Origin of the sequence: Roseococcus suduntuyensis (assembly GCF_014196305.1) — a bacterium.
In the GTDB taxonomy this organism is placed as follows: domain Bacteria; phylum Pseudomonadota; class Alphaproteobacteria; order Acetobacterales; family Acetobacteraceae; genus Roseococcus; species Roseococcus suduntuyensis.
The window spans coordinates 78,099-104,506 of sequence record NZ_JACIDJ010000007.1; the positions used below are offsets into that span (position 1 = coordinate 78,099).

The 26,408-nt window shown below is 69.6% G+C and carries 29 protein-coding genes and 1 tRNA gene; 20 read left to right on the forward strand and 10 right to left on the reverse strand.

The genetic code is table 11. From position 1 onward, the window contains the following. Nucleotides 1-10: 10 nt before the first annotated feature. The 5 genes from GGQ83_RS17035 to GGQ83_RS17055 all read right to left on the reverse strand — a co-directional run bounded on the left by GGQ83_RS17035 (nt 11) and on the right by GGQ83_RS17055 (nt 4,816). Complete coding sequence (locus GGQ83_RS17035; protein WP_184386186.1) at nt 11-715, reverse strand: ABC transporter ATP-binding protein; 705 nt, start codon at nt 713-715, stop codon at nt 11-13. After that, the gene (locus GGQ83_RS17040; protein ID WP_242535188.1) at nt 715-1,440 is read right to left on the reverse strand and encodes an ABC transporter ATP-binding protein; all 726 of its coding nucleotides are present in this window, start codon (nt 1,438-1,440) and stop codon (nt 715-717) included. Before GGQ83_RS17040 ends, GGQ83_RS17035 begins: the two co-directional genes overlap by 1 nt. Before the next feature lie 181 nt (nt 1,441-1,621). Continuing rightward, a complete protein-coding gene (locus GGQ83_RS17045; protein WP_184386188.1) occupies nt 1,622-2,899 on the reverse strand; it encodes an ABC transporter substrate-binding protein in 1,278 nt (425 codons plus the stop codon). A 38-nt stretch (nt 2,900-2,937) separates the two neighbouring features. Then, a complete protein-coding gene (locus GGQ83_RS17050) occupies nt 2,938-3,930 on the reverse strand; it encodes a branched-chain amino acid ABC transporter permease (RefSeq protein ID WP_184386189.1) in 993 nt (330 codons plus the stop codon). Beyond that, on the reverse strand, nt 3,923-4,816 hold the full coding sequence (locus GGQ83_RS17055) for a branched-chain amino acid ABC transporter permease (RefSeq protein WP_242535189.1): 894 nt from the start codon (nt 4,814-4,816) through the stop codon (nt 3,923-3,925). The genes GGQ83_RS17050 and GGQ83_RS17055 overlap by 8 nt, the downstream gene beginning before the upstream one ends. Nucleotides 4,817-4,907: 91 nt before the next feature. On the opposite strand from GGQ83_RS17055, the gene GGQ83_RS17060 reads away from it, so the two are divergent. Continuing rightward, entirely contained in the window at nt 4,908-5,477 is a 570-nt protein-coding gene (locus GGQ83_RS17060; RefSeq protein ID WP_184386190.1) for a phosphoenolpyruvate hydrolase family protein, read from the forward strand. A gap of 89 nt (nt 5,478-5,566) precedes the next feature. Here GGQ83_RS17060 and GGQ83_RS17065 read toward each other — a convergent pair whose 3' ends face one another. Beyond that, nucleotides 5,567-7,204, reverse strand: a complete 1,638-nt coding sequence (locus tag GGQ83_RS17065) for a phosphoenolpyruvate hydrolase family protein (RefSeq protein WP_184386191.1) — start codon at nt 7,202-7,204, stop codon at nt 5,567-5,569. A gap of 432 nt (nt 7,205-7,636) precedes the next feature. Here GGQ83_RS17065 and GGQ83_RS20200 point away from each other — a divergent pair, with 432 nt between their 5' ends. From GGQ83_RS20200 to GGQ83_RS17120, 11 genes are all read left to right on the forward strand, one after another. Then, nucleotides 7,637-9,862 carry a phage/plasmid primase, P4 family gene (locus tag GGQ83_RS20200; protein ID WP_242535190.1) on the forward strand — a complete coding sequence of 742 codons (2,226 nt, stop codon included), beginning with the start codon at nt 7,637-7,639 and terminating at the stop codon, nt 9,860-9,862. A 275-nt stretch (nt 9,863-10,137) separates the two neighbouring features. Further along, nucleotides 10,138-10,560 (forward strand): hypothetical protein, encoded by a 423-nt coding sequence (locus GGQ83_RS17075; RefSeq protein ID WP_184386192.1) that lies wholly within the window; start codon nt 10,138-10,140, stop codon nt 10,558-10,560. Nucleotides 10,561-10,843: 283 nt separating this feature from the next. Continuing rightward, nucleotides 10,844-11,206 (forward strand): hypothetical protein, encoded by a 363-nt coding sequence (locus GGQ83_RS17080; RefSeq protein WP_184386193.1) that lies wholly within the window; start codon nt 10,844-10,846, stop codon nt 11,204-11,206. Beyond that, nucleotides 11,203-11,463, forward strand: a complete 261-nt coding sequence (locus GGQ83_RS17085) for a hypothetical protein (protein ID WP_184386194.1) — start codon at nt 11,203-11,205, stop codon at nt 11,461-11,463. Before GGQ83_RS17080 ends, GGQ83_RS17085 begins: the two co-directional genes overlap by 4 nt. Nucleotides 11,464-11,619: 156 nt before the next feature. Next, nucleotides 11,620-12,123, forward strand: a complete 504-nt coding sequence (locus GGQ83_RS17090) for a hypothetical protein (RefSeq protein WP_184386195.1) — start codon at nt 11,620-11,622, stop codon at nt 12,121-12,123. Next, entirely contained in the window at nt 12,120-12,428 is a 309-nt protein-coding gene (locus GGQ83_RS17095) for a hypothetical protein (protein WP_184386196.1), read from the forward strand. Before GGQ83_RS17090 ends, GGQ83_RS17095 begins: the two co-directional genes overlap by 4 nt. After that, on the forward strand, nt 12,421-12,642 hold the full coding sequence (locus tag GGQ83_RS17100) for a hypothetical protein (protein ID WP_184386197.1): 222 nt from the start codon (nt 12,421-12,423) through the stop codon (nt 12,640-12,642). Before GGQ83_RS17095 ends, GGQ83_RS17100 begins: the two co-directional genes overlap by 8 nt. A 12-nt stretch (nt 12,643-12,654) precedes the next feature. Further along, nucleotides 12,655-14,184, forward strand: coding sequence for a phage tail tape measure protein (locus GGQ83_RS17105; RefSeq protein WP_184386198.1), 1,530 nt, complete (start codon nt 12,655-12,657; stop codon nt 14,182-14,184). Beyond that, nucleotides 14,181-16,040, forward strand: coding sequence for a phage major capsid protein (locus tag GGQ83_RS17110; RefSeq protein ID WP_184386199.1), 1,860 nt, complete (start codon nt 14,181-14,183; stop codon nt 16,038-16,040). Before GGQ83_RS17105 ends, GGQ83_RS17110 begins: the two co-directional genes overlap by 4 nt. Before the next feature lie 182 nt (nt 16,041-16,222). Then, nucleotides 16,223-16,456, forward strand: a complete 234-nt coding sequence (locus tag GGQ83_RS17115; RefSeq protein WP_207018297.1) for a helix-turn-helix transcriptional regulator — start codon at nt 16,223-16,225, stop codon at nt 16,454-16,456. Nucleotides 16,457-16,461: 5 nt separating this feature from the next. Continuing rightward, a complete protein-coding gene (locus tag GGQ83_RS17120; RefSeq protein ID WP_184386200.1) occupies nt 16,462-17,490 on the forward strand; it encodes a tyrosine-type recombinase/integrase in 1,029 nt (342 codons plus the stop codon). 88 nt (nt 17,491-17,578) lie between these two features. Here GGQ83_RS17120 and GGQ83_RS17125 read toward each other — a convergent pair. Further along, nucleotides 17,579-17,654: transfer RNA gene (locus GGQ83_RS17125), tRNA-Ala, on the reverse strand. A gap of 135 nt (nt 17,655-17,789) precedes the next feature. On the opposite strand from GGQ83_RS17125, the gene GGQ83_RS17130 reads away from it, so the two are divergent. Genes GGQ83_RS17130 through GGQ83_RS17150 form a run of 5 tightly spaced genes read left to right on the forward strand, consistent with a single transcriptional unit; the run spans nt 17,790 to nt 20,361 of the window. Next, nucleotides 17,790-18,101, forward strand: coding sequence for a YggT family protein (locus GGQ83_RS17130; protein ID WP_184386201.1), 312 nt, complete (start codon nt 17,790-17,792; stop codon nt 18,099-18,101). Nucleotides 18,102-18,126: 25 nt separating this feature from the next. Next, entirely contained in the window at nt 18,127-18,399 is a 273-nt protein-coding gene (locus GGQ83_RS17135) for a DUF167 domain-containing protein (RefSeq protein WP_311728548.1), read from the forward strand. After that, a complete protein-coding gene (folD, locus tag GGQ83_RS17140; protein ID WP_184386202.1) occupies nt 18,396-19,241 on the forward strand; it encodes a bifunctional methylenetetrahydrofolate dehydrogenase/methenyltetrahydrofolate cyclohydrolase FolD in 846 nt (281 codons plus the stop codon). The genes GGQ83_RS17135 and folD overlap by 4 nt, the downstream gene beginning before the upstream one ends. Next, on the forward strand, nt 19,238-19,495 hold the full coding sequence (locus GGQ83_RS17145) for a hypothetical protein (protein WP_184386203.1): 258 nt from the start codon (nt 19,238-19,240) through the stop codon (nt 19,493-19,495). Before folD ends, GGQ83_RS17145 begins: the two co-directional genes overlap by 4 nt. Continuing rightward, on the forward strand, nt 19,492-20,361 hold the full coding sequence (locus GGQ83_RS17150) for a DMT family transporter (protein ID WP_184386204.1): 870 nt from the start codon (nt 19,492-19,494) through the stop codon (nt 20,359-20,361). Before GGQ83_RS17145 ends, GGQ83_RS17150 begins: the two co-directional genes overlap by 4 nt. A gap of 212 nt (nt 20,362-20,573) precedes the next feature. Here the strand turns inward: GGQ83_RS17150 and ahcY are convergent, their stop codons facing one another. The 3 genes from ahcY to GGQ83_RS17165 all read right to left on the reverse strand — a co-directional run bounded on the left by ahcY (nt 20,574) and on the right by GGQ83_RS17165 (nt 23,778). Further along, nucleotides 20,574-21,977 (reverse strand): adenosylhomocysteinase, encoded by a 1,404-nt coding sequence (gene ahcY / locus GGQ83_RS17155; protein WP_184386205.1) that lies wholly within the window; start codon nt 21,975-21,977, stop codon nt 20,574-20,576. A gap of 101 nt (nt 21,978-22,078) precedes the next feature. Then, complete coding sequence (locus tag GGQ83_RS17160) at nt 22,079-23,449, reverse strand: sigma-54-dependent transcriptional regulator (RefSeq protein ID WP_184386206.1); 1,371 nt, start codon at nt 23,447-23,449, stop codon at nt 22,079-22,081. Continuing rightward, the gene (locus tag GGQ83_RS17165) at nt 23,449-23,778 is read right to left on the reverse strand and encodes an Hpt domain-containing protein (protein ID WP_184386207.1); all 330 of its coding nucleotides are present in this window, start codon (nt 23,776-23,778) and stop codon (nt 23,449-23,451) included. Before GGQ83_RS17165 ends, GGQ83_RS17160 begins: the two co-directional genes overlap by 1 nt. Nucleotides 23,779-24,060: 282 nt before the next feature. Here GGQ83_RS17165 and metZ point away from each other — a divergent pair, with 282 nt between their 5' ends. The 3 genes from metZ to apaG all read left to right on the forward strand — a co-directional run bounded on the left by metZ (nt 24,061) and on the right by apaG (nt 26,377). Then, nucleotides 24,061-25,272: an O-succinylhomoserine sulfhydrylase gene (gene metZ / locus GGQ83_RS17170; RefSeq protein ID WP_184386208.1), complete on the forward strand. Its 1,212-nt coding sequence runs from the start codon at nt 24,061-24,063 to the stop codon at nt 25,270-25,272. A 95-nt stretch (nt 25,273-25,367) separates the two neighbouring features. Then, nucleotides 25,368-25,979, forward strand: a complete 612-nt coding sequence (locus tag GGQ83_RS17175) for a LysE family translocator (protein ID WP_184386209.1) — start codon at nt 25,368-25,370, stop codon at nt 25,977-25,979. Next, nucleotides 25,976-26,377, forward strand: coding sequence for a Co2+/Mg2+ efflux protein ApaG (gene apaG, locus GGQ83_RS17180; protein WP_184386210.1), 402 nt, complete (start codon nt 25,976-25,978; stop codon nt 26,375-26,377). Before GGQ83_RS17175 ends, apaG begins: the two co-directional genes overlap by 4 nt. Nucleotides 26,378-26,408: the final 31 nt, after the last annotated feature.

A 26,408-nucleotide genomic window follows, 5' to 3' on the forward strand; every position in this document is an offset into this window, starting at 1 on the left:
TCCATCCCCCTCAATGATGCCCGCCCACCGCGACGCCGAGGTAGCGGCGCTGCGTTTCGGTGTCCTCGGCCAGGGCGCGCGCCGGCATGGTGGCGGCGATGCGCCCCGTGACCATGATGGCCACATGCGCCGCGACCTCGGTCGCGACGCGCAGGTTCTGCTCCACCAGCAGCAGGCGCATGCCGTCCTTGGGCAGGTCGCGCAGCACGCCGATCAGGTGGTCCACGATGACGGGGGCCAGGCCCTCGCTCGGCTCGTCCATCACGATGACCTTGGGGTTCATCAGCAGCGCGCGTGAGATGGCGAGCATCTGCTGCTCGCCGCCGGACAGCTCCGTGCCGCCGTTGTTGCGGCGTTCGGCTAGGCGCGGGAAGGTTTCGTAGATGCGCGGGATGGTCCAGCGGCCGCCGCGCTGGGCCACCAGCCGCAGATGCTCATGCACCGAGAGCGAGGGAAAGGTGCGCCGCCCCTGCGGCACCAGCGCCACCCCGCGCCGCGCGATGCGATAGGGTGCCAGGCCCGACAGCCGCGCGCCATCCAGCGTGATCTCGCCCTCGCTCGCCGCCACCAGCCCCGATATGGCGCCGCACAACGTCGTCTTGCCCATGCCGTTGCGGCCGAGGATGGCCAGCGGCGCCTCCCCCAACTCCAGCGAGACGCCCTGCAGGATATGCGCCTGGCCGAAGCGGACATGCAGGTCGCGCACGGTCAGCATCAGTGCCCGCCCCCGAGGTAGATGGCCTGCACCACCGGGTCGTCCTCGATGCGGTCGGGCGTGGCTTCCACCACCACCTCGCCATCCTTCATGACGGTGACGATGTCGGCGGCGGGCAGCGCGATGTCCATGTCGTGCTCGATCAGGATCAGCGTGAGCGTGCGCGGCAATTCGCGCAGCAGGCGCAGCAGTTCCGGCCGGTCGCCGGGAGAGAGGCCGGCGGCCGGTTCGTCCAGCATCAGCACGCGCGGATCGCCCGCCAGCGCCATGCCGACCTCCAGCTGCCGCCGCTGCCCGTGCGAGAGGTTGACCACCTCCACACCCAGCAGATGCGACAGGCGCATCCGGTCCGCCAGCGCGCGCGCCTGCGCGAGGCTTGGGTCGTCGCGGCCGGGCCGCAGGAAGGAGAAGCGGCGGGGCCTGAGCCCGCGCACTGCCACGAAGAGGTTGTCCAGCACCGACAGCCCGTTGAACAGCAGCGAGGTCTGGTAGGTGCGGCCGATGCCCAGCCGCGTGCGCTGGTGCGGCTTGAGGCGCGTGATGTCCGCGCCGAACAATTCGATGCGGCCCGCGGTGGGCGGGAAGTCGCCGCAGATGGTGTTGAACAGCGTCGTCTTGCCCGCCCCATTGGGGCCGAGCACGGCTCGCCGCTCCCCGGGCATGACGTCGAAGCTGACGTCACGCACGGCCTGCAAGGCGCCGAAGCGGCGGCTGACGCCGGTCAATCGAATTGCGGGCTGCACTCGGTTCTTTCCAGGAAGGACGAACATTCAAGAGACGGACGCCCGCGCCACGCGTGGCCCCCCGGTGCCCTCCCGAGGCTTCGCCTCGGGAGGCGGTGCCTGCCCTACAGGACGGGCACCAAACCGGGGCCCCCGCGACCGCGCGAAGCGGCGTCGTGGGGAACTACGAAGCAGCCGGCACGCAGCCCGGGTTGTCCCGCGACGGCGCGCCGAGGGCGAGGAACTGCTGCTCCGGCGTGTTCAGCGTCTGGTTCACCGCGTCGGCGCGCGCGAAGGCCACCACCTGCGCCCGTCCGTCACGCTCCTCGATGCGGTTGAGGAAGATGTCCGAGATGGCCTGGCGGTTGTGGTCCAGCCGCACCGCCGCCCCGGTGGGCGCCGTGATGCGCGCGGCCGCGAGCGCACGCTGGAAGGCCTGCTGGTTGTTGCCCAGGTCGCCATCCACCTCGCGCAGCGCGTGCAGGATGCCGTAGAGGTTGGTGGTGTAGTTCACGCCATGGATGGAGGGCGACTGGAACCCGCCCTCGTTCAGCCAGCGGCGGCGGTAGCGCTCCACGAACTCGCGCCAGGTGGGGTCATCAATGACGTCGGCGATGGGCCCGCCCGAAATCATCCCCACCATCACGCGCCGGTGCGGCCCGCGCGCCGAGAGCATCGTCTGGTCCGCCATGATGGAGCCCGCGATCAGCGGCTTGTTCCCGCCCGACTGCGCGTATTGCGTCATGAAGGCGAGCCCGTCCGTGCCGCCATGCACCACCACCACCGCACCCGCCGAGGAGCGGTTGATCTGCGCGATCTGCGCCGAGAAATCCGTCGTGCCGAGCGGCGCCCAGTAGTGCTGCACCCGCCCGCCGGCGCGGCAATACTCGATGTTGAAGCCGAAGACCTGCGCGTAGGGGAAGGCGTAGTCACCCGCCGCCACCGCGACCTCGCGGATGTTCATCTGGCGGAAGACGTGGTTGCCCAGCCCCGCCATCCATTGCGTGCCATCGGTCGAAAAGCGGAAGAAGTTGGGCGAGGGGTTGCGTAGTGTCGTGTCCGCCGCACCGGAGGAGCCGTTGACGATGGTCTTGCCCGTCAGCGTGCGGGAATAGTCGCGCAGCGCGATGCCCTCGGCGCCCGAGAGCGGCCCCAGGATGATATCCACATTGTCCTGCTCGATCAGCTTGCGCGCGCGGGCGAGCGCCACGTCGGCCTGGGCATTGGAGCTTTCGCGGATGAACTCGATGCGCCGCCCGCCGATGGTGGAGTTGATGCGCTCCAGCTCCATCTGCACACAGCGATAGGCGTCCTGCCCGCCGGTGGCGAAGGGGCCCTCCAGCGTGGTCAGCCCGCCGAGCCGAATGGGCGCGCGCTGCGCGATGGCGGGCGAGGCGAGGGCCGCGCCCGCAAGCCCCGCGCTGCCGAGAAGCGTCGCGCGGCGGGTGGTGGTGATGGACATGGTGTTTCCTCCTTGCGTGTTGTTGTTGTGGTGGAAATTCACTTGTCGGCCGCGCGGCGCCCGAGCAGGCGGCGCAGCCGCGCCCCTACCCCCAGCACCCCATCGGGCGAGGCCAGCACGATGACCAGGAACACAAGGCCGATCAGCGTGTTGAAGCGGTCGCGGTCGTAGATGGTGGCCGCGAAGGTGTCGAAGACGGTGAAGATGAGGGAGCCCAGGAAGGCGCCCACCGGATGCCCCAGCCCGCCGATGACGGCCATGATCAGCACGTTCACCGTGGCCCCCAGGCCGATCGTCCCGGGCGATATGCCGATGTTGTAGATGGTGGCCAGCACACCGCCGCAGCCCGCGATGAAGCCCGCCACGCCGAAGGCCGCGATGCGATGCAGCGCCACGTTGTAGCCCAGCGCCGAGACCCGCCGTGGATTGTCGCGGATGCCCTGCAGCACCAGCCCGAAGGGCGAGCGCACGAGATACATCACGCCTGCGAAGAGCAGCACGGCCGTGCCCAGCGTGACGTGGTAGAAGACCCAGGGGTTGCGGAAATCGAGACCCAGCAGGCTCGGCCCCACCACGTTGCGGATGCCCTCATAGCCGTTGAACCAGGTGATGTTCGTCTCGACGAAGCGGAACACGCCCATGGAGACCGCCAGCGTGATCATCAGCAGGTAGATGTCGCGCGTGCGCACCGCGATGGCGCCCACCAGCAGCCCCATCAGCGTCGCCGCCAGCACGCCCAGCGGAATGGCCAGCGCATAGCCCGCGCCGCCCACGATGCGCGGCACGGCACCTTCCACGAAGATGGCCAGCGCATATCCGGCCACCCCCGCGATCATCATCTGCGCGAGCGAGACGAAGCCGCCATAGGTGGCCAGGAAGGTCAGCGACATGGCGATGATGCCGAAGACCAGCGCCCGGCCCAGGATGTTGCCCGTCCAGAACCCCGCCTGGTTGGCCGGCAGCACGGCGTGCAGCAGCCAGGGCAGCGCCAGCAGCAGCAGTGCCGCAGCGATGGCGAGCCCCCTACGCACGGCCCAGGATCCCCTGCGGGCGCAGCGCCAGCACCGCCACCATCATCACGAAGGTCAGCACCACGGAATAGGTGGGGAACATGGCCTGGCCCAGCTGCTCGGCCAGGCCCACCAGGATGGCGCCCACCGCCGTGCCGGTGACCGAGCCCATGCCGCCCACGATGACCACCACCAGCGAGATCAGCAGGAAGCGCCCATCCTGCCCCATGGCCAGCGGCTGCGCGGTGGAGCCGATGACGCCCCCCAGCCCGCACAAAGCCGCGCCCAGCGCGAAGACCGCCACGCCCACCAGCGGCACATTCACGCCGCAGGCGCCCAGCATCTCGCGGTCATCCACGCCGGCGCGGATCATCATGCCGAGCCGCGTGCGGTTCAGCAGCAGCCACAGCCCCACACCGACCGCCACGGCGACGCCGATCTGCACCAGGCGGAAGGTCGGGTAGCCGCCCACCAGCGGCACCTGGGTGGAGCCGAAGATGGCGTCCGGCGCGAAGAATTGCCGCGGGTTGCCGCCATAGATGGCCAGGATCTGGTCGGCCGCGATGATGGAGATGCCGATGGTGACGAGCGCCTGGCGCAGCTCCTGCCCCTGCATCCAGCCCAGCAGCACCTGTTGCAGCAGCGCGCCGAAGACCGCCGCCGCGAGCACGCCCGCCGCCAGCCCCGCATACCAGGCCCACCAGAGGTCCTGGTCATAGAGCGGTTCGAACACCGCGTAGCCCACATAGCCGGCCACGAGATACAGCGTGCCATGCGCCATGTTCACCACGCGCATCAGCCCGAAGATCAACGAGAAGCCGCTGGCCACGATGAAGTAGAGGGCAGCCAGGGTCAGCCCGTTCAAGACGATGGTGGCCGCCAATTCCATGCGGTCGTTCGCTCCCATGGCCACTCATGCGGCGGCCTGGGTCCAGCCTCAACCGGAGGCGGCCTCGGCAACAAGATGGAATTTTGTTTGTTTTTGGGTAAGATTGGGTATGGCAGCCACCCTCCACCCCGCCGCATGTCTCGACGGCATCTCCGTAAGGCAGCGGGCGCGCCGGGTCTTCCTGCCCGCCCTGGCGCCCTTCCCGCCCGCGCTCTGGCCGCTGGTGGTGCATCTGCCGGTGCTGGACGTGAACGGGGCGCTGGTGGCTGCACTGGCGGCCCAGGCGCCCTTCCGCGCGGCCCCGCCCATCGCCGCCATCTTCGCCTGCGACCCCTTCCTGCGCCCGCGCGACATGGCCGCCAGCCTGCGCGCGGCCGGCATCACGGAGGTGGTGAACCTCCCCAGCGTCCAGGCGCATGAGGGCGAGGCGGCGGCCGCGCTGGGCGCCGTGGGCTATCGGGCGGAACGCGAATTCCGCGTGCTGCTGGCACTCGCCGAGCACGGGTTGCGACCCATCGCCTATGCCGCCCGTCAGGAGGAGGCGGAGGCGGCCCTCGCCCTCGGCCTGCGCCGCCTGCTGCTGCCCGCCGGCCCCGGCTGGGCGAAGCTGGCCAGCCATGTGGCCGTGGAAGGCGGCGAGGCGCTGGCATGGGAAGACGCGCCGTTTTCCCGCGGCTGATTCACGCCTTTGGCGTTCCGCCAAAGCCGATCAGACGCCTCGCCGCGGCTGATTCACGCCTTTGGCGTTCCGCCAAAGCCGATCAGACGCTAGGCCTCCAGCCCCAACCGTCGCATCCGGTTGTAGAGCGTCTTCCGCGCGATCCCGAGGAAGGCCGCCGTCTCGCCACGGCGGAAGCGGTGGCGGCGCAGCGCGTCCATGATCCAGGCGCGTTCGTCCAGCGTCTCGGGGCCGGCGGGGGGTGCCGCGGGGCCCAGCGCCGCCTCCAGCGCCGCGACGGTCACGCGCCCGCCCGGCGTCTCGGTCAGCGTCCGCAGCAGCACTTCGCGCAATTCGCGCAGATTGCCCGGCCAGGACCGCGCCATCAGCAGGCGCAGCGCGGCAGGCTCCACCGCGCTGGCGGCGCGGCCCGCCTCGCGCAGCATGGCGCGGGTGATGAGTGGGATGTCCTCCAGCCGGTCACGCAGCGGCGGCACCACCAGGCGCTGCGCCGACAGCGCCCGCGCCAGCCCCTGCGCGCCGGGCGGATGCACCAGCACCAGGCGCGCGCGCGGCAGGCGTTCCTCCGGCTTGCCGAAGCGGGCGAAGGCCCCGCGCTCGATCCAGTCCGACAGGCGGGCGCGCAGCACGGGCGGCAGGGCGTCCGCCTGCTCGATCACGACGGTCAGCCCCTGGCGGCCCAGCAAGCCGCGCGGCGGGTCGGCCGAGAGGGCGGCCGCAATGTCCTCCCGCGCGTCCAGGAAAAGCGGCCCGCCCGCGCGCCCCGCCCCCGCATGCAGCGCCCGCGCGACGGTGGAGCGGCCCGAGCCAGGCTCCCCCTCCACCACCACGGGCAACTCGGTCGCGACCAGGCGGGCCACGCGCTGGGCCAGCGTGCGTGCCGCCGCCGAACGCCCCACCATGCCGCGCGGCAGGGCGGGCGAGGCCGCCTCGGCCGGGCGCAGCAACGCCGCGGTCTTGAAGGCCGAGGTGCTCTGCATCACCGAGAGTTCCAGCGGCAGGCGGTCGAGCGTGGAGCCGCCCACGTAGCCATCCGCGCGCGAGGCGTCGCAGACCTGGAGCATGTGCTGCGCGTCCACGATGGGCCCGCCTTCCACCAGGCAGCGCAGGCCCGGCGCGCGGCGGCGAAGGGCCGCGAAGACGCGGCGCGCGCGCTCGGCCGCGTCCTCCAGCCGCACGCCACCGGGCACGCCCATGCTGCCGCCGGCGTTCCAGCCGAAGTTCAGCACCAGGCGCTCCACCCCCGCATCGGCCATGGCCTCGGCCTCGGCGCGGGTCTTGGCATAGGCGAGGGTGGCGAGGCCCTGGGCGCGGGCCTCGGCGAGCAGCGCCACCTCGCGCCCGAAGCCCAGGCCCGCTTCCTCCAACGCCGCGCGCAATGCGCCGTCGAGATGGATCGCCGTAGGGAAGTTGGCGATGCCGTGGTAGCCGGCCTCGCGGATGCCGGCCACGAAGCGGGGCAGGTCCAGCCGGGGGTCGCAGGCGGCGGCGCCGAAGAAGACGGGGATGCGGACCCGGTCCAGGATTTCGCGCCGGGCGAAGCTGTCGGTGAAGGGGTTGCTGTCGGCGATGGGCAGCATGGCGGCCAGCGAGGGCGCGCCCATGACGCGCAGCCGGCCGGCGTTCAGCACCAGCAGGAAATCCGCCCCGCCATCGGCGGCGGCCCGGGCCGTCATGCCGAGGCCGATAGCCGCCCCCACCAGGATGTCCCGCTTCAAGCCGCGCATGTTGGGGAAGGTATGGTGGAGCTGAGGGGAATACCCCAAACCTGCATCATCAACGCCTTAGCCTGGCAACCGGCGCCGAAACCGTCACGGGAAATCAATCGCTTACGGGCGAACTGGCTACCGTTTCTGGTGGTGAAGCAGTAGCACACGCACCACCCGCCGCGCCAGAGGCTTCGCCCATCGGCCGGTGGCAGATCGGCGACACGCTGCGCGAGAAGAAGCGGGCTGGCATCCACGACTACGAGCTGGCCGGCATCGCGCCCTATACCACGCGGGGCGGTAAGGCTTCGGCGCTGCTGACGTGGCGCGGGACGTGCGCCATCTGCGGCGCCGGCTTCACCTGCACCACGGGCCGCGCCCCGTCCGACCTCACGCGGACCTGCCCCACCCATCGCGGCAAGTATCGCCCCGGCCGGAAGGGAGGGCGGCGCAATGCCTGACGGGATCAACTTCACTCCCGAGGGGCTGACGCTGGCCACGCTGGCGCCCGTGCGGCGTTGGGTGGCCTGGCAGACCGAGGACCGGGACGACAAGCCCACCAAGACGCCGAAGAACCCGGCCACGGGCGGCAATGCAAAATCGGATGATGCCGGAACGTGGTCCGAGAGGGATGCAGCCGAGAGCCGCGCCGCGTGCCTTCCGAAGCCCTATGGCGAGGGCGGTGTCGGCCTGATGTTGGGCATCCATGATGACCTGGCTATCGGCGGCCTCGACCTCGACACATGCCGGGACCGGGACAGCGGCCAGCTTGCGGCCTGGACGACGCCATTCATCGAGGCGCTGAACACCTACAGCGAGGTATCGCCCAGCGGGATGGGCCTCAAGCTGTTCTTCCGATACGACCCGGAAGCCCTGCCCGAGCTGCGCGAGATTATGGGCACCAAGACCGGCAAGCAGTGGAAGCCGGTAGGAGAGAAGAACCACCCGCCCGGCGTTGAGCTGTATCTGTGCGGCCGGTTCTTCGCGGTGACAGATCGCGCGGTTAACGCGGCGCCCATCAACCACGTGCCGGTGTCCGTCCTGCGATGGATCATCACTGAGGCGGGGCCGGCGACCTTCCGCGCGCCAGAGGCAAAGCCTGACTTCGGCTTCGCCTTTGACGATGGCGGCAGCGGCGGCGACCAGTCGCGCAGCGGGAAGGCGATGCGCGTTGCGGCCCGCATCAAGGGCGCTGGCGGCACTTACGAGCAGTTCGTCGAAGCCCTGGACAAGAAGCCGGAAACCGCCGCGTGGAAGGCCGAGAAGGGCCTCCCGAACGGCGGGCGGGAGATGCGCCGCACCTGGGACAACTGCCGCGCCAAGCCCCGCGATGCGGACGGCGCCGGCGACGGCGGCGATGACATGGAGCTGACGGAGGACGGCGTTGCGCTGGCCTTTACCGAGAAGTTCCACGACGCCCTGCGCTACTGCCACGACACGGGCGCCTGGTATGTGTGGGAAGGCAGCCATTGGCGGCAGAACCGGGACAAGATCGCCTTTTCATGGGCGCGGCAACTGGTGCGGAAGCTGAACCGATCGGCCGAGTTCAAGACGAAGGCAATCACCGGCAAGGCATCGTTTGCGGCATCGGTGGAGCGGTTCGCCCAGGCTGACAGGGCCTTCGCGGTGACAACCGAAAAATGGGATCGGGCGCGCGACCTACTCGGAACGCCTGGCGGCACTGTGGACCTTCGCACCGGCATCATGCGGCCCGCCGCGCGCGAGGATCACATCACCAAGACCACGGCCATTGCACCGGCCGAGACGGCAGATTGCCCCACCTGGCGGGCCTTCCTCGACCAAGCCACGGCGAACGACGCGGGCCTGATCCGGTTCCTTCAACAGTGGTGCGGCTACTGCCTGAGCGGCAGCACGCGCGAACACGCCCTGCTGTTCATCTACGGGCCGGGCGGTAACGGCAAGTCAGTGTTCTTGAACACGCTGGCCGGCATCCTGGCCGATTACGTGGCGTCGGCGGCAATGGACACCTTCACCAGTTCGCCTGGTGACAAACACCCCACAGACCTCGCCATGCTGCGCGGCGCGCGCCTGGTGACGGCCACGGAGACGGAGGAAGGGCGGGCATGGGCCGAGGCGCGCATCAAGCAGATGACGGGCGGCGACCCCGTTACAGCGCGCTTCATGCGGCAGGACTTTTTCACCTACACCCCGCAATTCAAGCTAACGATTGCCGGCAACCACAAGCCGGCACTGCGGAACGTGGATGAGGCGGCCCGGCGCCGGTTCAACATCGTGCCGTTCCTGCACAAGCCTGAGACGCCCGACCGGCACCTTGAACACAAGCTCAAGGCCGAATGGCCCGGCATCCTGCGATGGATGATCGAGGGTTGCCTCGACTGGCAGGAACACGGCCTGGTGCGCCCCGCTATCGTGGTGGACGCGACGGCCGAATACTTTGAGCAGCAGGACGCATTTAGCCTGTGGCTGAAAGAGTGCTGCATCATCGGCCCACCTGCCAGCGCCAAGCCCGGCGAGCTCCTGGCCAGCTTCACAGGCTGGTGCCAGCGCAACGGCGAGATGACGCCCAACCGCAACAAGATGCGCGGAATGTTGGAGCGGGTGCCGGGCCTGAAATACGTGACCAACGGCGGCACGCAGTGGGTGCGGAACATCAAGCTGTTGCCCAGCGGCCAGCAGGGAGGCGCGGACCATGAGTAGGGGGTGGAGGGGTGGAGGCTGGTGGAGGCTGAAACCGTTAATCGCCCACGTGCGCGCGCGCGCGCATGGCAATGGAACGGGGAAGGTATCCACCAGCCTCCACCCCTGGGCACCCACCACCCGCCCGCACCCATGCATCTCGCGCATTCGTTACGGATCGGCCATGCGTCTAGGTTCTTCCTGGCGCCCTTCGACCTGCGGGTAGTTCGCGCCGCTCCATCGCGCCACGTTCCGGAAATTTCCCAAGTATCATCACCTCGAAAGGACATTGACCGATGCCCAAAGCCCCCGCCCCGGATTTGCCGGATACCTGCACGTCCAGTCAGCTTGCGAAGCTGCTGGGCCTGAGTGAGCGCGTCATTGCCGGCCGGCGCCTCGATGGCCGGTTGCCGGTGCATGACGGTGCGATTGACCTCCGGGCGCTATGCCGGGCCGGGCTGAACGCTGGCACGAAACGCCTGAGCTTGGAGAAGTTGAACCGAGAGGCTTTCAGCTTCGCGCACCACGTCGCGGGCAAGGCGGCTGCGGCGGCAGTCGCGCCCCGGCCTGGTGAGACGCCCGGCCAAGCTGCGGCGCGTGCGATGGACCGCGCCATGATGGACGACGATACGTTCATCTGGCCCGAGAGCTGGTCGGAGACGGATGAAATCAACTTCGCGGATTACGCCGATCTTCCGGAAGATGAGGCAGCCGCGTAGGCGCCGAACACATTGATGAGTGGCGGCGGCTGACACTGAAAGGGGGTGCCAACGTGGCACCCCCTTTGGGCGGGAAGCAGCCCCGCGCCCGTGGAACGTAAATCCGCTTGCGCCCTGGATTCCGCGCAGCGTAGGTTGAAGCGGCCGGACGAAGCGCGCCAACGCTTCACCCGGCCTAACCGCAACGTGTTCGACAAGGAACAACGTCATGGCTGATAGCCATCTTACCACCACGAATCCGTCTGATGTGAAGCGGCGCGCCGCCCTTGTGGCCGGTGCTGCGATGTTCGCCGCGCCGGCTGCGGCCAGCGCCGATCCTGACGCCCGGCTGCTGGCCCTGCTGATCGAGACGCGCGCGGCCCATGCGGCCATTGTGCGGGCATACAATGAGGCCGAGGACATGCCCGCTGACGCGGTTCTGGCGCCGCTGTATGCCCGCCTCGATGCGGCGCGGGATGAGATGGCAGCTACCCCGGCGCGCGGCGTGCTGGGCGCGCTGGCGAAGGCCGCGCGCATCGCGGACAACCTGAGCGACAACGGCAGCCATGGTGAGCCGGGCTATACACTCGACTGTAACGACGCCCCGGTGGGCGCGAGCCTAGCGGCCGATCTGGCGCGGCTGCTGCCGGTGGGGGTGCAGGCATGAACGCCGCCATCAACCTGCCCGCGTCGCGGGAGGCGCTGGCGCTGCTGAACAGCACGATTGATGGCGCGCTGCACGAACTGCGGAGCTTCGCGGGAGTGCTGGCGCATATCACCCACCATTCCGAACAGGCGCCGCACGAGGACACCATGATGTTCCTCGCGCATCAAATTGACCTGCGGGCCGAGCGGGTGGCCGAAGCCGTCATGCAGGCGGTGGAGACGCTGCGCGAGGCGAAGCTGTCGGCGCCGGCCGAGTAGCCGCGCCCATCCCGGCCGAAATAGAGCGGGCGCCCCGGTGGCGCCCGTTTTCATATGTGTGGCCGACACACGGAAACTCTTGACCGTGTGACCTCCACACGCTATGTTCTCGGCATGATTGGAAGCCTTCACCCCCCTCGCATCATCGCCCCCGCCATGGGCATCACGGCCGATGTGCTGCGGCAGTGGATGACCGGCCATAGCTCTTTGGTTGCGCCGCTGGCGTTCATTGGCGAGACGGGCGCGAGCGGGCGCCGCCGCTACTCGTTGGGCGGCGCGGTGCTGGTGAAGATCGCGGCGCACCTCTCTGGCAGCGACGGCCGGGGGCACGGCTTCATGCGCCCCAACGAAGCCATTTTGATTGCGAACGCCCTGGCGCCTTTCGTGCGGGAGCTTGAGGAAGGCTACAGCGAACACGGCGCGAATGCGCTGGTGCGGATGGGCGGGGCCGGGCCGGTTGCCGTTGTGATGGCGACCAACTGGCCAGACCGGTTCCGGGTGTCGGCGTTCCCCTCGCGCGTCGCCTATGTCGCGGCTGCTGAGCGCGGCGGCTTCGCCATGACGGCCCTTCACTTGGACATGCAGACGCTATTCAGCGCGGCGGCGGTGGACATTTCCAACGCTGCGGCGGCTGCCATCCATGGAGACCCCGCCGAATGACCGACCACACCACCCTGCCGCCGCGTGGTGAAAGCGCGGTGTTCCCCTTGCCCCCGATGACGGCGACCGGTGGCCCGCCTGAGCTGTCGGGCCTGGTCCTGAGCGGTGACGGCCGGCTGACGGTGGCAGCGCATGGTGTGGGCCTCGCGGTGCGGCTTGAGGCAGAGGACGCGGCGCAACTGGCCCTGATGCTTTGGCAGTTGTCCGGACGCCTGGCAGCCGAGCGCACAGAGGCGGCCGAGCGTGCGGGCGATGCCTTGGACGCCATCACGGCAAGCTTTTCCGGAGGCGCCGGCCATGCGTGAGCCCCGCAGCCTTCCCCCCGGCGTTGCCGAGTATCTCGCGGACTTCAACGCGATAACCCGTGGGCGCCCTTTGGCCGAGCTCGACCAGTTCGAGTTTTCAAAGCTGGCGGATCGCGTGCGGCAGGGCACAAGCGAGACGGGCCTCCCTGCCCCCCTGGCATTTCGCAAGGAGCAGATACGCCGAATTACCGGCGTTCTGCCCAAGCGTGCATGACGGGGGCCGCGCATGGCGATTACTGAGCAATTCACCGCGGTAATTTCCGCCCGCGACCTCACGGCGGGGCCGCTTCGGCAGATCGGGCTGCGCTTCGGGGCGCTGGCCCGGAATACCGGCCTGGTGCGGATCGGCGCAGCGGCTGCAAATGTCAGCCGGCAATTCGCTGGCCTAGGCGCCCGCGTGGCATCGGTGGCGGCGCCCCTCGCGGCGGTGGGCGCGGTGGCCGGGAGTGCTGGCCTTCTACGCATGACTCAGAACACGGCGGCCCTAGCTGACCGCCTCAACAATCTGAGCATCCGAACGGGTGTCACGGTCGCCACGCTGCAAAGCCTCTCTGACGTGGCGGGCCGGGCTGGCGTGAGCCAAGAGGCACTCGCGGCCAACCTGGGCCGGCTGAATGTCGGCATGGTCAATGCGGCCACGGGCGGCAATCGAGACTTGGCGGCAGCCTTTCAGCGAATGGGCATCGCGCTTCGTGGTCCGACCGGCCAAATCAGGACGGCGGCCGAAGTGCTGCCCGAGCTGGCGGACGCCTTCGCGGCGAACGAAAACCCGGCCATGCGGCTGCGGATGGCAACCCTGCTGATGGGCGAGGCGGGCGCCGCCATGATCCCCGTCTTTGAGGGAAGTAGCCGCGCCCTACGAGAAGGCGAGGCGCGCTTCCGCCGCTACGGCTTCACTATGTCGCGCGAGGTGACGGCGGCGAACGTCGCTGCGCACAACCAGTTTGAGGACTTGCGGGTAAGCCTGGCCGGCATGGCGCAAGCCATCGGTTCGCGCCTCGCGCCCACGCTGGGGAGGATTGCGGAGCGCATGGCCGGGTGGGTGGAAGCCAACCGCGACCTGATCGCGCTTCGGATTGGTGAGCATGTGCAGAACATCAGCGCCGCCATGGAACGGTTCTTTGAGGAACAGGGCGCACTCGACCGCATCAACGCCTTCATGACCCGCGTGGGCGAATTGGTGGAGAAGGTGGGGGGCCTCCGCAACGTCTTGGTAGGCTTCGGCGTGGTGGCATCCCTGCCATTCATCGCAGCCGTGGCGAACATCGGAATGGCCTTGGCCCCAGTGATACGGGCGGTGGGGCTGTTGGCTGGTGCGCTGGCGGCGGGTTCGCCCTTGGGGCTGGCGGTGTTGGCCATCGGCGTGACCCTAGGGGCGCTGGTGACGCATTGGGAAAGCGTCCTGCGAGCCATCAACCGCGTGAAGGATGCGCTTCTCACATTCCCCGAGATCGGCACGCCTGGCGCTGCGCCGGGGCCTGAGCAGGGCCGGCGCAATTTCGGCCAGCGGGGGCGCGCTGGCGGCTTCTACGGGCCTGACGCCCTGCCAGCCCCCGACGCTTCCGGCCTGCCGTCAGGGCTGCCCGGAGCGTCGCCCATGTCGGCACCCGCCGCACCCCAACGCGGGCAGGTTGATGTGAATGTCCGGCTTGAAAACGCGCCACCGGGAACACGGGTGGAGACGCGGGCGGCCGGTTCGCTGATCCGGGGCGCACAGACTGATGTGGGCTACGGCCTGATGAGGTTCGCACAATGAGCGAGACAATCTTGATGATCCGGCGCGAGGCGCGCTTGAGTGGCGCCCCGTCCACCCTCAATGCCGAGCGCGGCACGGTGGAGGCGACCATCACGACCGGCGCCCGCGTGGCACGTTCCGCCCCGGCGCCTGATGGCAGCTACACGCGGTGGTGGGAGGAATTGGACATGGTTTCCATGCGCCTTTCCCCGCCCGATGGCGTGCCGCTGTTGCTGGATCACGAACAGACCTTTGACAGCCTAGTGGGTCGCGTCTCTGGCCTGCGACGTGAGGGGGGCGGGCTGGTTGCCACCCTCACTTTCGCCAACGGCCCGCGCCCCCGTGAAGCCATGCAGCGCGTAGCGGACGGCGCGCTGACGGGTGTTTCAGTCGGCTACCACGTTGGCGTCTGGACGCAGCGCGGCGAGCAGGACGGGCGCCCCGTCTATGTCGGCAGTCAAATCGAGATTGCCGAGGTGTCCCTGGTTCCCATCCCGGCCGATGCGGCGGCCCGTGTTCGATCCGCGCAACCCAACAAGGAAACCCCTATGCCTGACATGAACATGCCGGACGATCCGGCCGAGCTTGCCACCCGTGCCGAGCGCACCCGCGTCGCCACCATCCGCGACATTGGCGCGATTGCCCTGCGCCAGAACGTGCTACCGCCCGATACCCTCGGGGATCTGGAACGCGCAGCCATCACGGCCGGCGCCACCCCCGACGCCTTTCGGGCTGATCTGATGGAGCGGGTTCTCGCGCAGCCGCAGACCCCGGCGCCCGCGCCGCGCCCCGTCAACTTCGGTGAGAGCTACGACGCCCCCCACGCCATCCGCAGCCGCATGGTTGATGCCCTGGCGGCGCGCGTCACTGGCCGCGACCCCGGCGAGGCGGCCCGTCAGTATCGCGGCCTGAGCCTCGCGGGCATGGCATCGGAGCTGATGGCGGCCAGCGGTTCGCGCATGAGCCGGGCGGCTTCGCCCAACGAGATCATGACGCGGGCGATGACGACCAGCGATTTCCCCCTGCTGCTGCAAGGGACCATGTATCGCCTTCTGCAAGACCGCCTCGCGGCGGCGCCTGGTGCGGCCCGCATGATCTGCGCGGCGCGGACGGTGCGAGACTTCCGCCCCGGCCAGTTCGTGCAGGCGGCCGGCGCCCGTGACCTTCACGAGCTGGGCGAAGGTGGCGAAATCCAGCACGCGCCCCCGGCCGAGCGTGGCGAAAGCTACCAGCTCCAGACCTGGGCGCGCATGATGTTCTTCACCCGGCAAGCCCTGGTGAATGATGACCTGGGCGCCTTTGAACAGACCATGCTTCTCGCCAACGCGGTGACGGCCACCGAGGCGCAAGAGTTCGCCAAGATGTTCGCCACCAACGGCGCCGGGTGGGGGCCTACCCTCACGGATGGCCAGCCGCTTTTCAGCGCCGCACATGGCAACGTGGGCACGGGCGCGTGCAGCACGGCGGGTATCAGCGCCGGCCGGATCGTGATGCGGGCACAGACCGATGCCAGCGGCAACCTGATCGCCCCTGAGCCTCGCATGATGCTGGTGTCCCCCACCAACGAGACGGCGGCCGAGCAAGCCTTGAACGCAATCGCGGTGGTGGCGACCGGCGAGAGTGACCGCCCCGTGTTCGCCTCGCGCCTCACTCACGCGGTTGAACCCCGTCTGAGCGGCGCCCCCTGGTTCCTGTTCGCTGATCCGGCCATGGCGCCGGTTCTGGCCTTCGTGACCGGCGAGAATACGGGCGGCGTGCCGCAGATCACGGAACACGTCCCGGCCAACCGAGACGGCATCTCCTTCAAGCTGGTGCATGACTTCACCATCGCGCCCATGAGCTTCGTTGGTGCGGTGCGGATGACCGGCGCCGGCTGATGGTGACGCGGGGGCTGACGCGCCCCCGCTTGCCCCTTCTCGCGGGGGGGCAGGCAAAGCCTTGCGAGGGCAGCGTTGCGGCAACTGCGGGAGTGTCGCTTTCCAAACCCCGCAGAGCCGGCGGCCTTTCTCCAGGGCGCGGCCGGCACCCTTTCACCCCCCGATGAGGGAGACTTGACCGAGTGAAGCCCCCGCCCCCTGCCATTCCGTTCTGGCCGCGCGTGCTGCGCCGGGAACAGGCTGCGGCGTATGTGGGCATGTCGCCTGCCCTGTTCGTGCGCGAGGTGGAGACGGGCGCCCTGCCCCGGCCTATCGCGCTGGCCGGCACGGTCAAAGGGTGGGTGCGCGACGATCTAGACGCCTGGATTGATGACCGGCGCGCGGCGCAGTCTGTGGAGGTGAACACATGGGATTGAACGCCATGGCCCGCCTTCGCCTCGATCACGTCCACACCTTCACCAAGGGCGGGCGCGTCTATCACTACTTCCGGCGCGGAAGGCAGCGTGTGCGCCTTCCTGGGCAGCCTGGAAGCCGGGAGTTCATGGACGCCTACCACGCGGCGCAGGCTGGCACGGAGGCGCCTGTAGGGGCCGCGCAGACGGTTCCGGGCAGCATGGCGGCGGCGGCGGCAGACTGGTATCGCGCGCCGGCCTTCACGGGCCTCAAGCCCACCTCGCAACGCACCTATCGGCGCCTCATGGAATTGTTCTTGAAGGACCACGGCGCGCGCCTGGTGGCCCATGCCGAGCCGCGCCACCTGCTGCGCGAGCTTGAGGGCATGTCGTCCACGCCGGCACAAGCCAACGCCTTGCGGAACGTGCTGCGGTCCCTGTTCCAATTCGCCTTTGAGCGCGGGATGCGGCGGGACAACCCCATGCGGGACGTGCGGCGCCTCAAGTATGAAAAGGCGCCTTATCGCCCATGGGAGGAAAGCCACATCGCGCAGTATCGGGCGCGGCACCCATCCGGCACGCGGGCACGGCTGGCGCTTGAGCTGCTGTTGAACACTGGCCAGCGGCGCGGCGACGTTATCCGTATGGGGCCGCAGCACATCCGCGACGGGCGCTTGAGCGTGAAGCAGGAAAAGACCGGGGCCGAGCTGCGGTTGCCCATTCATCGTGACCTTGCGGCCGAGCTGGCGACGGGGGCCGGGCAACTGGTGTTCCTGACGACGCAGGCGGGGGCCGCGTTCAAGAGCGGCACGGGCTTCTACAACTGGTTCAAGAGCCGGTGCGCCGAGGCTGGATTGCCTGCCGATCTTTCGCCCCATGGGCTGCGGAAGGCTATCGCGCGGCGGCTGGCCAAGGCGGGATGCACGCCCCATCAAATCATGTCCATCACTGGCCATAAGACACTGGCCGAGGTGGAACGATACACGCTTGACGCTGATCAAGAGCGGCTTGCGGAGAGTGCCATCGTCCGGTTGCGACGGACGGGGAAGAAGAAGTGAACGTCAATAGGCACTGGCTACCGGGCGGCAACCCGGTAGCCAGCAAAGGAGATAAGACCTTGAAACTAAACCCACAACGCGGTGTGGGTGGTGGAGCTGAGGGGAATCGAACCCCTGACCTCGTCATTGCGAACGACGCGCTCTCCCAACTGAGCTACAGCCCCACACGCGGCGCCGGCTTGGGGACCGGCACGGCGGAGCGTTTCGCGCAGGCGGGCGTCAGTGTCAAGCTGCCCTTCCCCCTTGCGAGCGCGCCCCGCATCCGCGACAACCGCCCAAAGCCAGGAGCCGCCCAGCGCATGATCCTCGACGCCCTCTTCTTCCTGGTCCAGGCAGGGCTCAACCTGTTCTTCTGGGCCGTCATCCTCGCCGCCGTGCTGTCGCTGCTGGTGGGCTTCGGCGTGCTGGACACGCGCAACCGCCTGGTCTGGACCCTGTCGGACTTCTTCTACCGCGTGACCGAGCCGGTGCTGCGCCCCGTCCGCAACCGCCTGCCGAACCTGGGGGGCATAGACCTCTCGCCGCTTGTGGTGCTGCTGCTGATCCAGGCGGCGATGCTGCTGGTGGCGGCCATCCGCGGCTACATGCTGCGGGCGGGCATCTATTTCTGAGTTCTGGCGGGCGGAAGGTGATGCCGTGCTGGTCCAGGTGCGCGTGCAGCCGCGGGCGCGCCGCGCCTCCCTGGGCGGGCTGCGCCACGGCCCGGACGGCCCCCGCCTGATGATCTCCGTCACCACCCCGCCCGAGGATGGCCGCGCCACCGCGGCCGCCTGCGCGGCACTCGCCACGGCGCTCGGCCTTCCACCCTCCCGCGTCACCCTCGCGCAGGGGCCAACCTCGCGCGAGAAGACCTTGCGCGTCACCGCCCCGCCCGAGGCCCTGCGCCCCCGCCTGGAGACATTGGCATGACCGCCACCCTGATTGACGGCAAGGCCGTCGCCGCGCGGCTGCGCGCCGGCCTGGCCACCCGAATCGCCGGGCTGGGCTGGGCGCCCGGCCTCGTCGTGGTGCGGGTGGGCGAGGACCCGGCCAGCGGCGTCTATGTCCGCAACAAGGACAAGGCGGCGCGGGAGGCGGGCTTCGCCTCGCGCACGCGCCACCTGCCCGAAGCCACCACCGAGGCGGAATTGCTGGCCGAGATCGCGGCGCTGAACGCGGACCCGGCGGTGGACGGCATCCTGGTCCAGCTTCCCCTGCCCGCCCATATCCGCGCCGAGGCCGCCATCGAGGCCGTGGACCCCGCCAAGGACGTGGACGGCTTCCACCCGGTGAATGCCGGGCGGCTGGCCTCGGGCCTGCCCGGACTGGTCCCCTGCACGCCGCGCGGGGCCATGCACCTGCTGGCCGGGGCGGGTGCCACGCTGCGCGGCGCGCGGGCCATCGTCATCGGCCGCAGCCAGATCGTGGGGCGGCCCATGGCGCAGCTTCTGCTGGGCGCGGATTGCACCGTCACCATCGCCCATTCCCGCACCGCCGACCTGCCGGGTGAGTGCCGCCGTGCCGACATCGTGGTGGCCGCGGTGGGGCGCCCCGAGATGGTGCGCGGCGACTGGATCAAGCCCGGTGCCGTGGTGATCGATGTGGGCATCAACCGGCTGGAAAGCGGCAAGCTGGTGGGCGACGTGGCCTTCACCGAAGCCCTGCCCCATGCCCGCGCCATCACCCCCGTGCCCGGCGGCGTCGGCCCCATGACCATCGCCTGCCTGCTGGAGAACACGCTGGAGGCCGCTCTCGCGAGGCGCGGCGCATGATCCTGCACCGCACCCTGCAGGTGGTGGGCGTGCTGGCGCTGCTGATGTGCCTGAACCTCGCCTGGGGCGCCACGCCCTGGGGCGGGGGCGAGTGGTCGCGCGCGCGGATGCTCTATGCCGGGGCGGGGGCCGTCTCGGCGCTCGCGCTGATCGCCATCGGCGGCCTGGGTGTCGCGCTGAAACGGGCGGAGGCGCGGGCCGAGGCGCTCCAGGCCGCGCTGTCCCGCATCGAGGACATGTTGCGCCGCCCGTGAACCTGCTGCTGGCCGCCCTCTATGTGCTGATGTGGGGCTCGGCCTTCAACGCGGCGCGGCTGGTGGCGCTGGACTGGCCGCCGCTCTGGGCGCTGACGCTGCGCTTCGCGGCCATCGTGCCGCTGCTCTGGCTGGTGTGGCGATACCGCCGCGCGGCCTTCCCCTGGGGGCCGGATGCCTGGCGCGTGGGCTGGATGGGCGTGTTCGGGATGGGCGGATACCTCGCCTGCTCCTGGGTCGCGCTCGCCTATATCCCAGCCGGGCTTGTCGCGCTGCTGGCGGCGACCGCGCCCATGTTCGTGGCGCTGGGCGAGGCTTGGCGCGGGCGGCGACTGGCCGTGCAGGGCTGGGTGGGGCTGGCGGTGGGCTGGGTCGGCGTGGCGGTGCTGGGGGCGACGCGCGCCGTGGATGGCATGGCCAGCGCCGAGGCCTGGGGCATCGGGCTTTCGTTGTTCGGCGCCATGCTCCAGGCGGCGGGGCTGCTGGCCTATGCGCCGGCCCGCGCGCGGGTGGACCCCTGGGCGGCCAATCTCGGCCAGACGGCGGCGGGCGCGGTGGTGCTGCTCGTTCTGTCGCTGCTGGTGGGCGGGCCGCTGCCCACGACCGTCACCACGGGGGTGGCGGTGGGCATGCTCTATTCCAGCCTGGTGGTCGGCATGGCGGGCTATGCGCTGTTCTTCGTGGTGATCCGCAGGCTGGGGGCCTCCAACGCCACGGCGCTGCAATTGCTGGCGCCGCCGGTCGCGGCCGTGATCGGCTGGGCCGCGATGAACGAACGCCTCTACAGCACCGATATCCTGGGCGGGGCCATCACGCTGCTGGGGCTGGCGCTGCTATTCCGCGCCAAGAGCGTCCAGCCCGCCTGAACGCAAAAGGGCGGGCCATGGCAGCCCGCCCCCTCAATGCCTTTGCCAACCATCCAGGACCGGCGGCCCTATCTGGCTGGCCCTCTGCGGTCGGCGCCGCGGCTTCGCCGCGGCAACGGCGAAACCTGAAAGGATCAGCACCAAACCGGGGTCCCCGCGAAGGTTTCGGCAAGCGGCCGGAACGGCCGCGCCGCCGAAAACTTCGTGGGGGATCAGTACCGGTAGGCTTCGGCCTTGAACGGACCCGCGGTCGGCACGCCGATGTAGTCTGCCTGGTCGGGGCGCAGCTTGGTCAGCTTGGCGCCCACCTTCTCCAGGTGGAGCATCGCCACCTTCTCGTCGAGGTGCTTGGGCAGCACGTAGACCTTCTTCTCATAGGCGTCCGGCTTCGTCCAAAGCTCGATCTGCGCGAGCGTCTGGTTGGTGAAGCTGGCCGACATCACGAAGGAGGGGTGGCCCGTGGCATTGCCCAGGTTCACCAGGCGGCCCTCGGAGAGCAGGATGATGCGCTTGCCGTCGGGGAACTCGATCTCGTCCACCTGCGGCTTCACATTGTCCCACTTGTAGTTCTTCAGCGCCGCGACCTGGATCTCGCTGTCGAAGTGGCCGATGTTGCAGACGATGGCGCGGTGCTTCATCGCGCGCATGTGGTCGGCGGTGATGACGTCCACATTGCCCGTGGCGGTGACGAAGATGTCGGCCTTGGGCGCGGCGTCCTCCATGGTGACGACCTCATAGCCCTCCATCGCGGCCTGCAGGGCGCAGATGGGGTCCACTTCCGTGACCTGCACGCGGCAGCCGGCGTTGCGGAGGCTGGCGGCGGAACCCTTGCCCACATCGCCATAGCCGCAGACCACGGCCACCTTGCCGGCCATCATCACGTCGGTGCCGCGGCGGATCGCGTCCACCAGGCTCTCACGGCAGCCATAGAGGTTGTCGAACTTCGACTTGGTGACGCTGTCGTTCACGTTGATGGCGGGGAAGAGCAGCTTGCCCTCCTTCGCCATGTTGTAGAGGCGGTGCACGCCCGTCGTCGTCTCCTCGGAGACGCCGCGGATGGCCTTGGCCAGCTTGGCGAACCAGCCGGGCTTCTCGCTCAGGCACTTCTTGATCAGCGCGAAGAAGACGGTCTCTTCCTCGTTGGTGGCCTTGTCGAGGAAGGCCACGTCGCCCTGCTCGGCGCGCAGGCCGTAATGGACCAGCAGCGTCATGTCGCCGCCATCGTCCAGCAGCATGTTGGGCTCGCCGCCATCACCCCATTCGAGGGTCTTGCGGACGTAGTCCCAGTATTCCTCCAGCGTCTCGCCCTTCTTGGCGAAGACCGGCACGCCCGCGGCCGCGATGGCGGCGGCGGCATGGTCCTGCGTGGAGAAGATGTTGCAGGAGGACCAGCGCACATCGGCGCCGAGCGCGGTCAGCGTCTCGATCAGCACGGCGGTCTGGATGGTCATGTGCAGGCAGCCGGCCACGCGGGCGCCCTTGAGCGGCTGGGCCTTGCCGTATTCGGCGCGCGTCGCCATCAGGCCGGGCATCTCGTCCTCGGCCATGTTGATCTCCTTGCGGCCCCAATCGGCCAAAGAGAGATCCTTCACGATGTATTCAGCGGCGACGGGCATTCAGCGGCATCCTCAGCAGGGGCGATGTTCGGTGCGGCAGGGCCTAGCACGCCCCGACGCCGACTGCAAAGAGGCATAAACATGTCTTTATGTGCGTTGTCTTAAGCCTCCTTCTTCCAGGCGGCGAGCTTGCGGTAGATCGTGCTGGGGTTCACCTCCAGCAGGGCGGCGGCGCGGGGCACGTCCTGCGCGGTGTGTTCCAGCGCGGCCAGGATGGCGCGCTTCTCCACCACCGCCAGCGGCTCCACCGCCCGCGCGCGGCGCTCCACCCGCACCGCGGGGCGCGTGCCCTCGCGGGGGCTGGGCTGGATGAGCTGGGCGGGCAGCATGGCGCGCGTCACCAGCGGGCCGTCATGCAGCACCACGATGTTGCGCATCACGTTCTGCAATTGCCGCACATTGCCGGGCCAGGGGGCGGCCAGGATCAGCGCCTCGGCCTCGGCGTCCAGGCCTTGGAAACCCTTGCCCTCCTCCGCGCTGAACACCTCCAGGAAGTGCCGCGCGATGAGCAGCACATCCTCGCCGCGCGCACGCAGCGGCGGCAGTTCGAGGGGCACCACATAAAGGCGATAGAACAGATCCTCGCGGAAGCGCCCGGCCTCCACCTCGGCGCGGATGTCGCGGTTGGTGGCGGCGATGATGCGGGCGTCCACCTTTTCCAACTTGGTGCCGCCCACGGGGGTGAAGCTGCCCAGTTGCAGGAAGCGCAGCAGCTTCACCTGCATGTCGGCCGGCATCTCGCCGATCTCGTCCAGGAAGAGCGTGCCGCCATCGGCCTGTTTCGCGGCCCCCGCGCGGTTGTCGGTGGCCCCGGTGAAGGCGCCCTTCACATGGCCGAAGATCTCGCTCTCCAGCAGGTCGCGCGGGATGGCGGCGCAGTTCAGCGCCACGAAGGGTTTTCCCGCGCGCGGGGAAGCGCGGTGGATGGCGTCCGCCGCCAGCTCCTTGCCGGTGCCGCTCTCGCCCGTGACGAAGACGGCGGCGCGCGAGCCCGCGACACTCTCGATGGTGCGATACACCGCCTGCATGGCGGGCGAGGCGCCCACGAAGCCGAAGAAGCTGCCCCGGCCGAGCTGGGCGCGCGCCGCCTCCAGCTCCGCCCGCAGGCGGCGGGTTTCCAGCGCGTTCTCCAGCGTGACCTGCAGGCGCGCGCGGCTGTAGGGCTTCACGATGAAGTCCATCGCGCCCTCGCGCATGGCCTCCACCGCCGCCTTCACCGAGGCGTTCACCGTCACCACGATGAAGGCCGCGTCCACGCCCGCCTGGCGCAGCCGCCGCATCAGCTCGAAGCCCGAGCCATCGGGCAGTTGCAGGTCGATCAGCACCGCGTCCGGCGGGTGGGTGGTGGCGATGGCCAGCGCCTGGGCCACCGTGCCGGCATGGTCGCAGTCATGCCCGAAGGCGGAGAGGTGCGCCCGGGCCAGCTCGGCCTCGGTCGGCGTGTCCTCGACCAGCAGGACGCGCGGCCGCATCAGGGCCGCAGCAGGCGCAGCGCCTCGATCGCCGCCTTGGCCTCCAGCATCAGGCGCGGCATGACCACGTGCGGCGGCTCGTGATGCGCGGGGTTCATGGCCATCCGTGCCTCCCGCTCCAGCCGGCTGGCGCCCACGGCCGAGGCCGCGCCCGCGATGCTGTGCGCCGCGCGGTGATAGCCCTCGGCATTGCCGGCACGCCCGGCCGCCAGCAATTCCTGGGCGAGCCGGCCGATATCGGCCTCGAAGGTGGTGATGATGGAACGCAGGACGGAGGGCGGAAGCTCCTCCGCCAGCTGTCGCGCCACCTCGGTGTTGATCGTGTCCATCCCGGCGAAGGTTAGGCACCTTGCGCGAAGCCACGTCAATCGGGGTTGCACCTGATGCAAACACCGCCGCTTGACGGCGGGGCGGCGCGCGGACTAACCCTGGTCCGCCCTCGCGATTTGTCCGGCCAGCTTGCGGCGAGGTCCCAACCGGGTCGTGCCCCGCCGCCTGGCGGAAGGGTGCGGAAAACAAGCGCGCTAAACGGCCCAGGGGCGCCCTTCGCGGGCAGTCCCTCCACCCGGACCAGGGTGCCGGACGCCTGTCAGGCTTTCGAGGTGCTCACCATGACCGATTCCCGCAAGCTCCGCCCCGCCACGCAGCTCGTTCGCGGCGGCCTCAACCGCTCCAACCATGGCGAGACGGCGGAGGCGCTCTTCCTCACCTCCGGCTTCGTCTATGACAGCGCCGAGCAGGCCGAGGCCACCTTCAAGAACGAGATCCAGCACTACCAGTACAGCCGCTTCGGCAACCCGACGCTGACCATGCTGGAAGATCGGCTGGCCGCGCTGGAAGGTGCGGAGGCCTGCCGCCTGATGGCGACCGGCATGGCCGCCGTGCATTCCGCCCTGCTCTCCCACCTCAAGACCGGCGACCGGCTGGTGGCCAGCCGCGCCCTCTTCGGCTCCTGCCACTGGATCGTGTCCACGCTGCTGCCGCGCTATGGCATCGAGAGCGTCTTCGTGGATGGCGGCGACCTGGACCAGTGGCGCGCGGCCCTTTCCATCCCCACGACCATGGTGCTCCTGGAAAGCCCGTCCAACCCCATGCTGGACCTGGTGGATGTCGAGGCCGTCTGCGAACTGGCGCACCAGGCCGGCGCGCTGGTGGTGGTGGACAACGTCTTCGCCACACCGCTGCTGCAACGCCCCCTGGAACAGGGCGCGGATGTCGTCGTCTATTCCTGCACCAAGCACATGGACGGCCAGGGCCGGGTGCTGGGCGGCGCCGTGCTCGGCCGGCAGAAATGGGTGGACGAGGTGCTGCAGCCCTTCATCCGCAACACCGGCCCCGGCATGTCGCCCTTCAATGCCTGGGTGATCCTGAAGGGGGTCGAGACGCTGAAGCTGCGCGTGGACCAGATGTGCCGCAACGCCGCCGCCGTCGCCGACTTCCTGGCCGAGCGCGCCGAGATCGCCCGCGTCTTCTACCCCTTCCGCCCCGACCACCCGCAGCACGCGCTGGCGGTGCGGCAGATGACGGCGGGCGGCACGCTGGTGACGTTCAACATCAAGGGTGGGAAAGCGGAATGCTTTCGCTTCATGAACGCGCTGAAGCTGGTGGACATCTCCAACAACCTGGGTGACAGCAAGTCCCTCGCCACCCACCCCGCCACCACCACCCACATGCGCGTGGGCGAGGAGGAGCGCGCCAGGCTCGGCATCAGCGACGGCACGGTGCGGCTTTCGGTCGGGCTGGAGGATGTGGGGGACCTGATCGAGGACCTGGCCCAGGCGCTGGATACCCTGGCCACGCCCGCCGCGCGCGCCGCGGAGTAGCGTCCGATCGGCTTCGGTGGACTCACCGAAGGCGTGAATCGGCCGCGCGGCGGAATAGTGGCGTCACGGGCGCATGCCGTGCTGGAATGCACGGCATGACCCTCGAAACCTGGCTCGCCTTCCTCCTCGCCTCGGCCGCGATGCTCGCCATCCCGGGCCCCACCATCATGCTGGTGGTGGGCCAGGCGCTGGGGCAGGGGCGCGGGCGGGCGCTGCCGCTGGTGGCGGGGGTGGCGCTGGGCGACCTTACGGCCATCACCCTCTCGCTGGCCGGGCTGGGCGCGCTGCTGGCGGCGTCCAGCCTGGGCTTCACGGTGCTCAAGTGGGTGGGCGCGGCCTATCTGCTCTGGCTGGGGCTGCGCATGTGGCGGGCGCCGGTGGCCGAGGGCACGCCCCCCGCCCTGCCCGCCCGCCGCGCCTTCCGCGACGCCTATGTGGTGACCGCGCTGAACCCCAAGGGCATCGCCTTCTTCGTGGCCTTCGTGCCGCAGTTCATCACCCCCGCCGCGCCCTTCCTGCCGCAGGCGGCGCTGCTGGTCATCAGCTTCGTCACTCTCGCCGCCGCCAATGCCCTGCTCTACGCGCTGCTGGCGGGGCGGCTTTCCGGCGCCGTGGCGCGGCCCGCGGTGCGCCGCGCCTTCAACCGGCTGGGCGGGGCCATGCTGATGGGGGCCGGGGCCGCCACCGCCGCGATGCGGCGCGCATGACTCCCTTCACCGCCACCACACGCGGCGTGCGCGTCTCGGTGCGGTCCTTCTACCTGGAGGACCAGTCCGACCCCGCCGAGGCGCGCTTCGTCTGGGCCTACAAGATCGAGATCGCCAATGAGGGCCCGCTGCCGGTGCAGCTGCTCAAGCGCACCTGGCTCATCACCGACGCCCAGGGCCGCACCATGCGCGTGCATGGCGAGGGGGTGGTGGGCGAACAGCCCGTCCTCGATCCCGGCGAGGCCTTCGAATACACCTCCGGCACGCCGCTGCCGACGCCGTCCGGCTTCATGCGCGGCACCTTCCACATGGTGGTGGTCGAGACGGGCGAGGAATTCGACGCGACGGTGCCGGCGTTCTCCCTGGACAGCCCGCACCAGGCGGGCGGGGTGCATTAAGGGACCCGGGCTGCGCGCCCGATTCACGCCC

Excerpts from the sequence above, each read along its gene's own strand:
- GGQ83_RS17035 (WP_184386186.1), bottom strand. The coding sequence starts at position 715 with ATGCTGACCGTGCGCGACCTGCATGTCCGCTTCGGCCAGGCGCATATC.
- GGQ83_RS17045 (WP_184386188.1), bottom strand. The coding sequence starts at position 2,899 with ATGTCCATCACCACCACCCGCCGCGCGACGCTTCTCGGCAGCGCGGGG.
- GGQ83_RS17055 (WP_242535189.1), bottom strand. The coding sequence starts at position 4,816 with ATGGGAGCGAACGACCGCATGGAATTGGCGGCCACCATCGTCTTGAAC.
- GGQ83_RS17060 (WP_184386190.1), top strand. The coding sequence starts at position 4,908 with ATGGCAGCCACCCTCCACCCCGCCGCATGTCTCGACGGCATCTCCGTA.
- GGQ83_RS17065 (WP_184386191.1), bottom strand. The coding sequence starts at position 7,204 with ATGCGCGGCTTGAAGCGGGACATCCTGGTGGGGGCGGCTATCGGCCTC.
- GGQ83_RS20200 (WP_242535190.1), top strand. The coding sequence starts at position 7,637 with ATGCCTGACGGGATCAACTTCACTCCCGAGGGGCTGACGCTGGCCACG.
- GGQ83_RS17075 (WP_184386192.1), top strand. The coding sequence starts at position 10,138 with ATGCCCAAAGCCCCCGCCCCGGATTTGCCGGATACCTGCACGTCCAGT.
- GGQ83_RS17080 (WP_184386193.1), top strand. The coding sequence starts at position 10,844 with ATGTTCGCCGCGCCGGCTGCGGCCAGCGCCGATCCTGACGCCCGGCTG.
- GGQ83_RS17085 (WP_184386194.1), top strand. The coding sequence starts at position 11,203 with ATGAACGCCGCCATCAACCTGCCCGCGTCGCGGGAGGCGCTGGCGCTG.
- GGQ83_RS17090 (WP_184386195.1), top strand. The coding sequence starts at position 11,620 with ATGGGCATCACGGCCGATGTGCTGCGGCAGTGGATGACCGGCCATAGC.
- GGQ83_RS17095 (WP_184386196.1), top strand. The coding sequence starts at position 12,120 with ATGACCGACCACACCACCCTGCCGCCGCGTGGTGAAAGCGCGGTGTTC.
- GGQ83_RS17100 (WP_184386197.1), top strand. The coding sequence starts at position 12,421 with ATGCGTGAGCCCCGCAGCCTTCCCCCCGGCGTTGCCGAGTATCTCGCG.
- GGQ83_RS17105 (WP_184386198.1), top strand. The coding sequence starts at position 12,655 with ATGGCGATTACTGAGCAATTCACCGCGGTAATTTCCGCCCGCGACCTC.
- GGQ83_RS17110 (WP_184386199.1), top strand. The coding sequence starts at position 14,181 with ATGAGCGAGACAATCTTGATGATCCGGCGCGAGGCGCGCTTGAGTGGC.
- GGQ83_RS17120 (WP_184386200.1), top strand. The coding sequence starts at position 16,462 with ATGGCCCGCCTTCGCCTCGATCACGTCCACACCTTCACCAAGGGCGGG.
- GGQ83_RS17130 (WP_184386201.1), top strand. The coding sequence starts at position 17,790 with ATGATCCTCGACGCCCTCTTCTTCCTGGTCCAGGCAGGGCTCAACCTG.
- folD (WP_184386202.1), top strand. The coding sequence starts at position 18,396 with ATGACCGCCACCCTGATTGACGGCAAGGCCGTCGCCGCGCGGCTGCGC.
- GGQ83_RS17145 (WP_184386203.1), top strand. The coding sequence starts at position 19,238 with ATGATCCTGCACCGCACCCTGCAGGTGGTGGGCGTGCTGGCGCTGCTG.
- ahcY (WP_184386205.1), bottom strand. The coding sequence starts at position 21,977 with ATGCCCGTCGCCGCTGAATACATCGTGAAGGATCTCTCTTTGGCCGAT.
- GGQ83_RS17160 (WP_184386206.1), bottom strand. The coding sequence starts at position 23,449 with ATGCGGCCGCGCGTCCTGCTGGTCGAGGACACGCCGACCGAGGCCGAG.
- GGQ83_RS17165 (WP_184386207.1), bottom strand. The coding sequence starts at position 23,778 with ATGGACACGATCAACACCGAGGTGGCGCGACAGCTGGCGGAGGAGCTT.
- metZ (WP_184386208.1), top strand. The coding sequence starts at position 24,061 with ATGACCGATTCCCGCAAGCTCCGCCCCGCCACGCAGCTCGTTCGCGGC.
- GGQ83_RS17175 (WP_184386209.1), top strand. The coding sequence starts at position 25,368 with ATGACCCTCGAAACCTGGCTCGCCTTCCTCCTCGCCTCGGCCGCGATG.
- apaG (WP_184386210.1), top strand. The coding sequence starts at position 25,976 with ATGACTCCCTTCACCGCCACCACACGCGGCGTGCGCGTCTCGGTGCGG.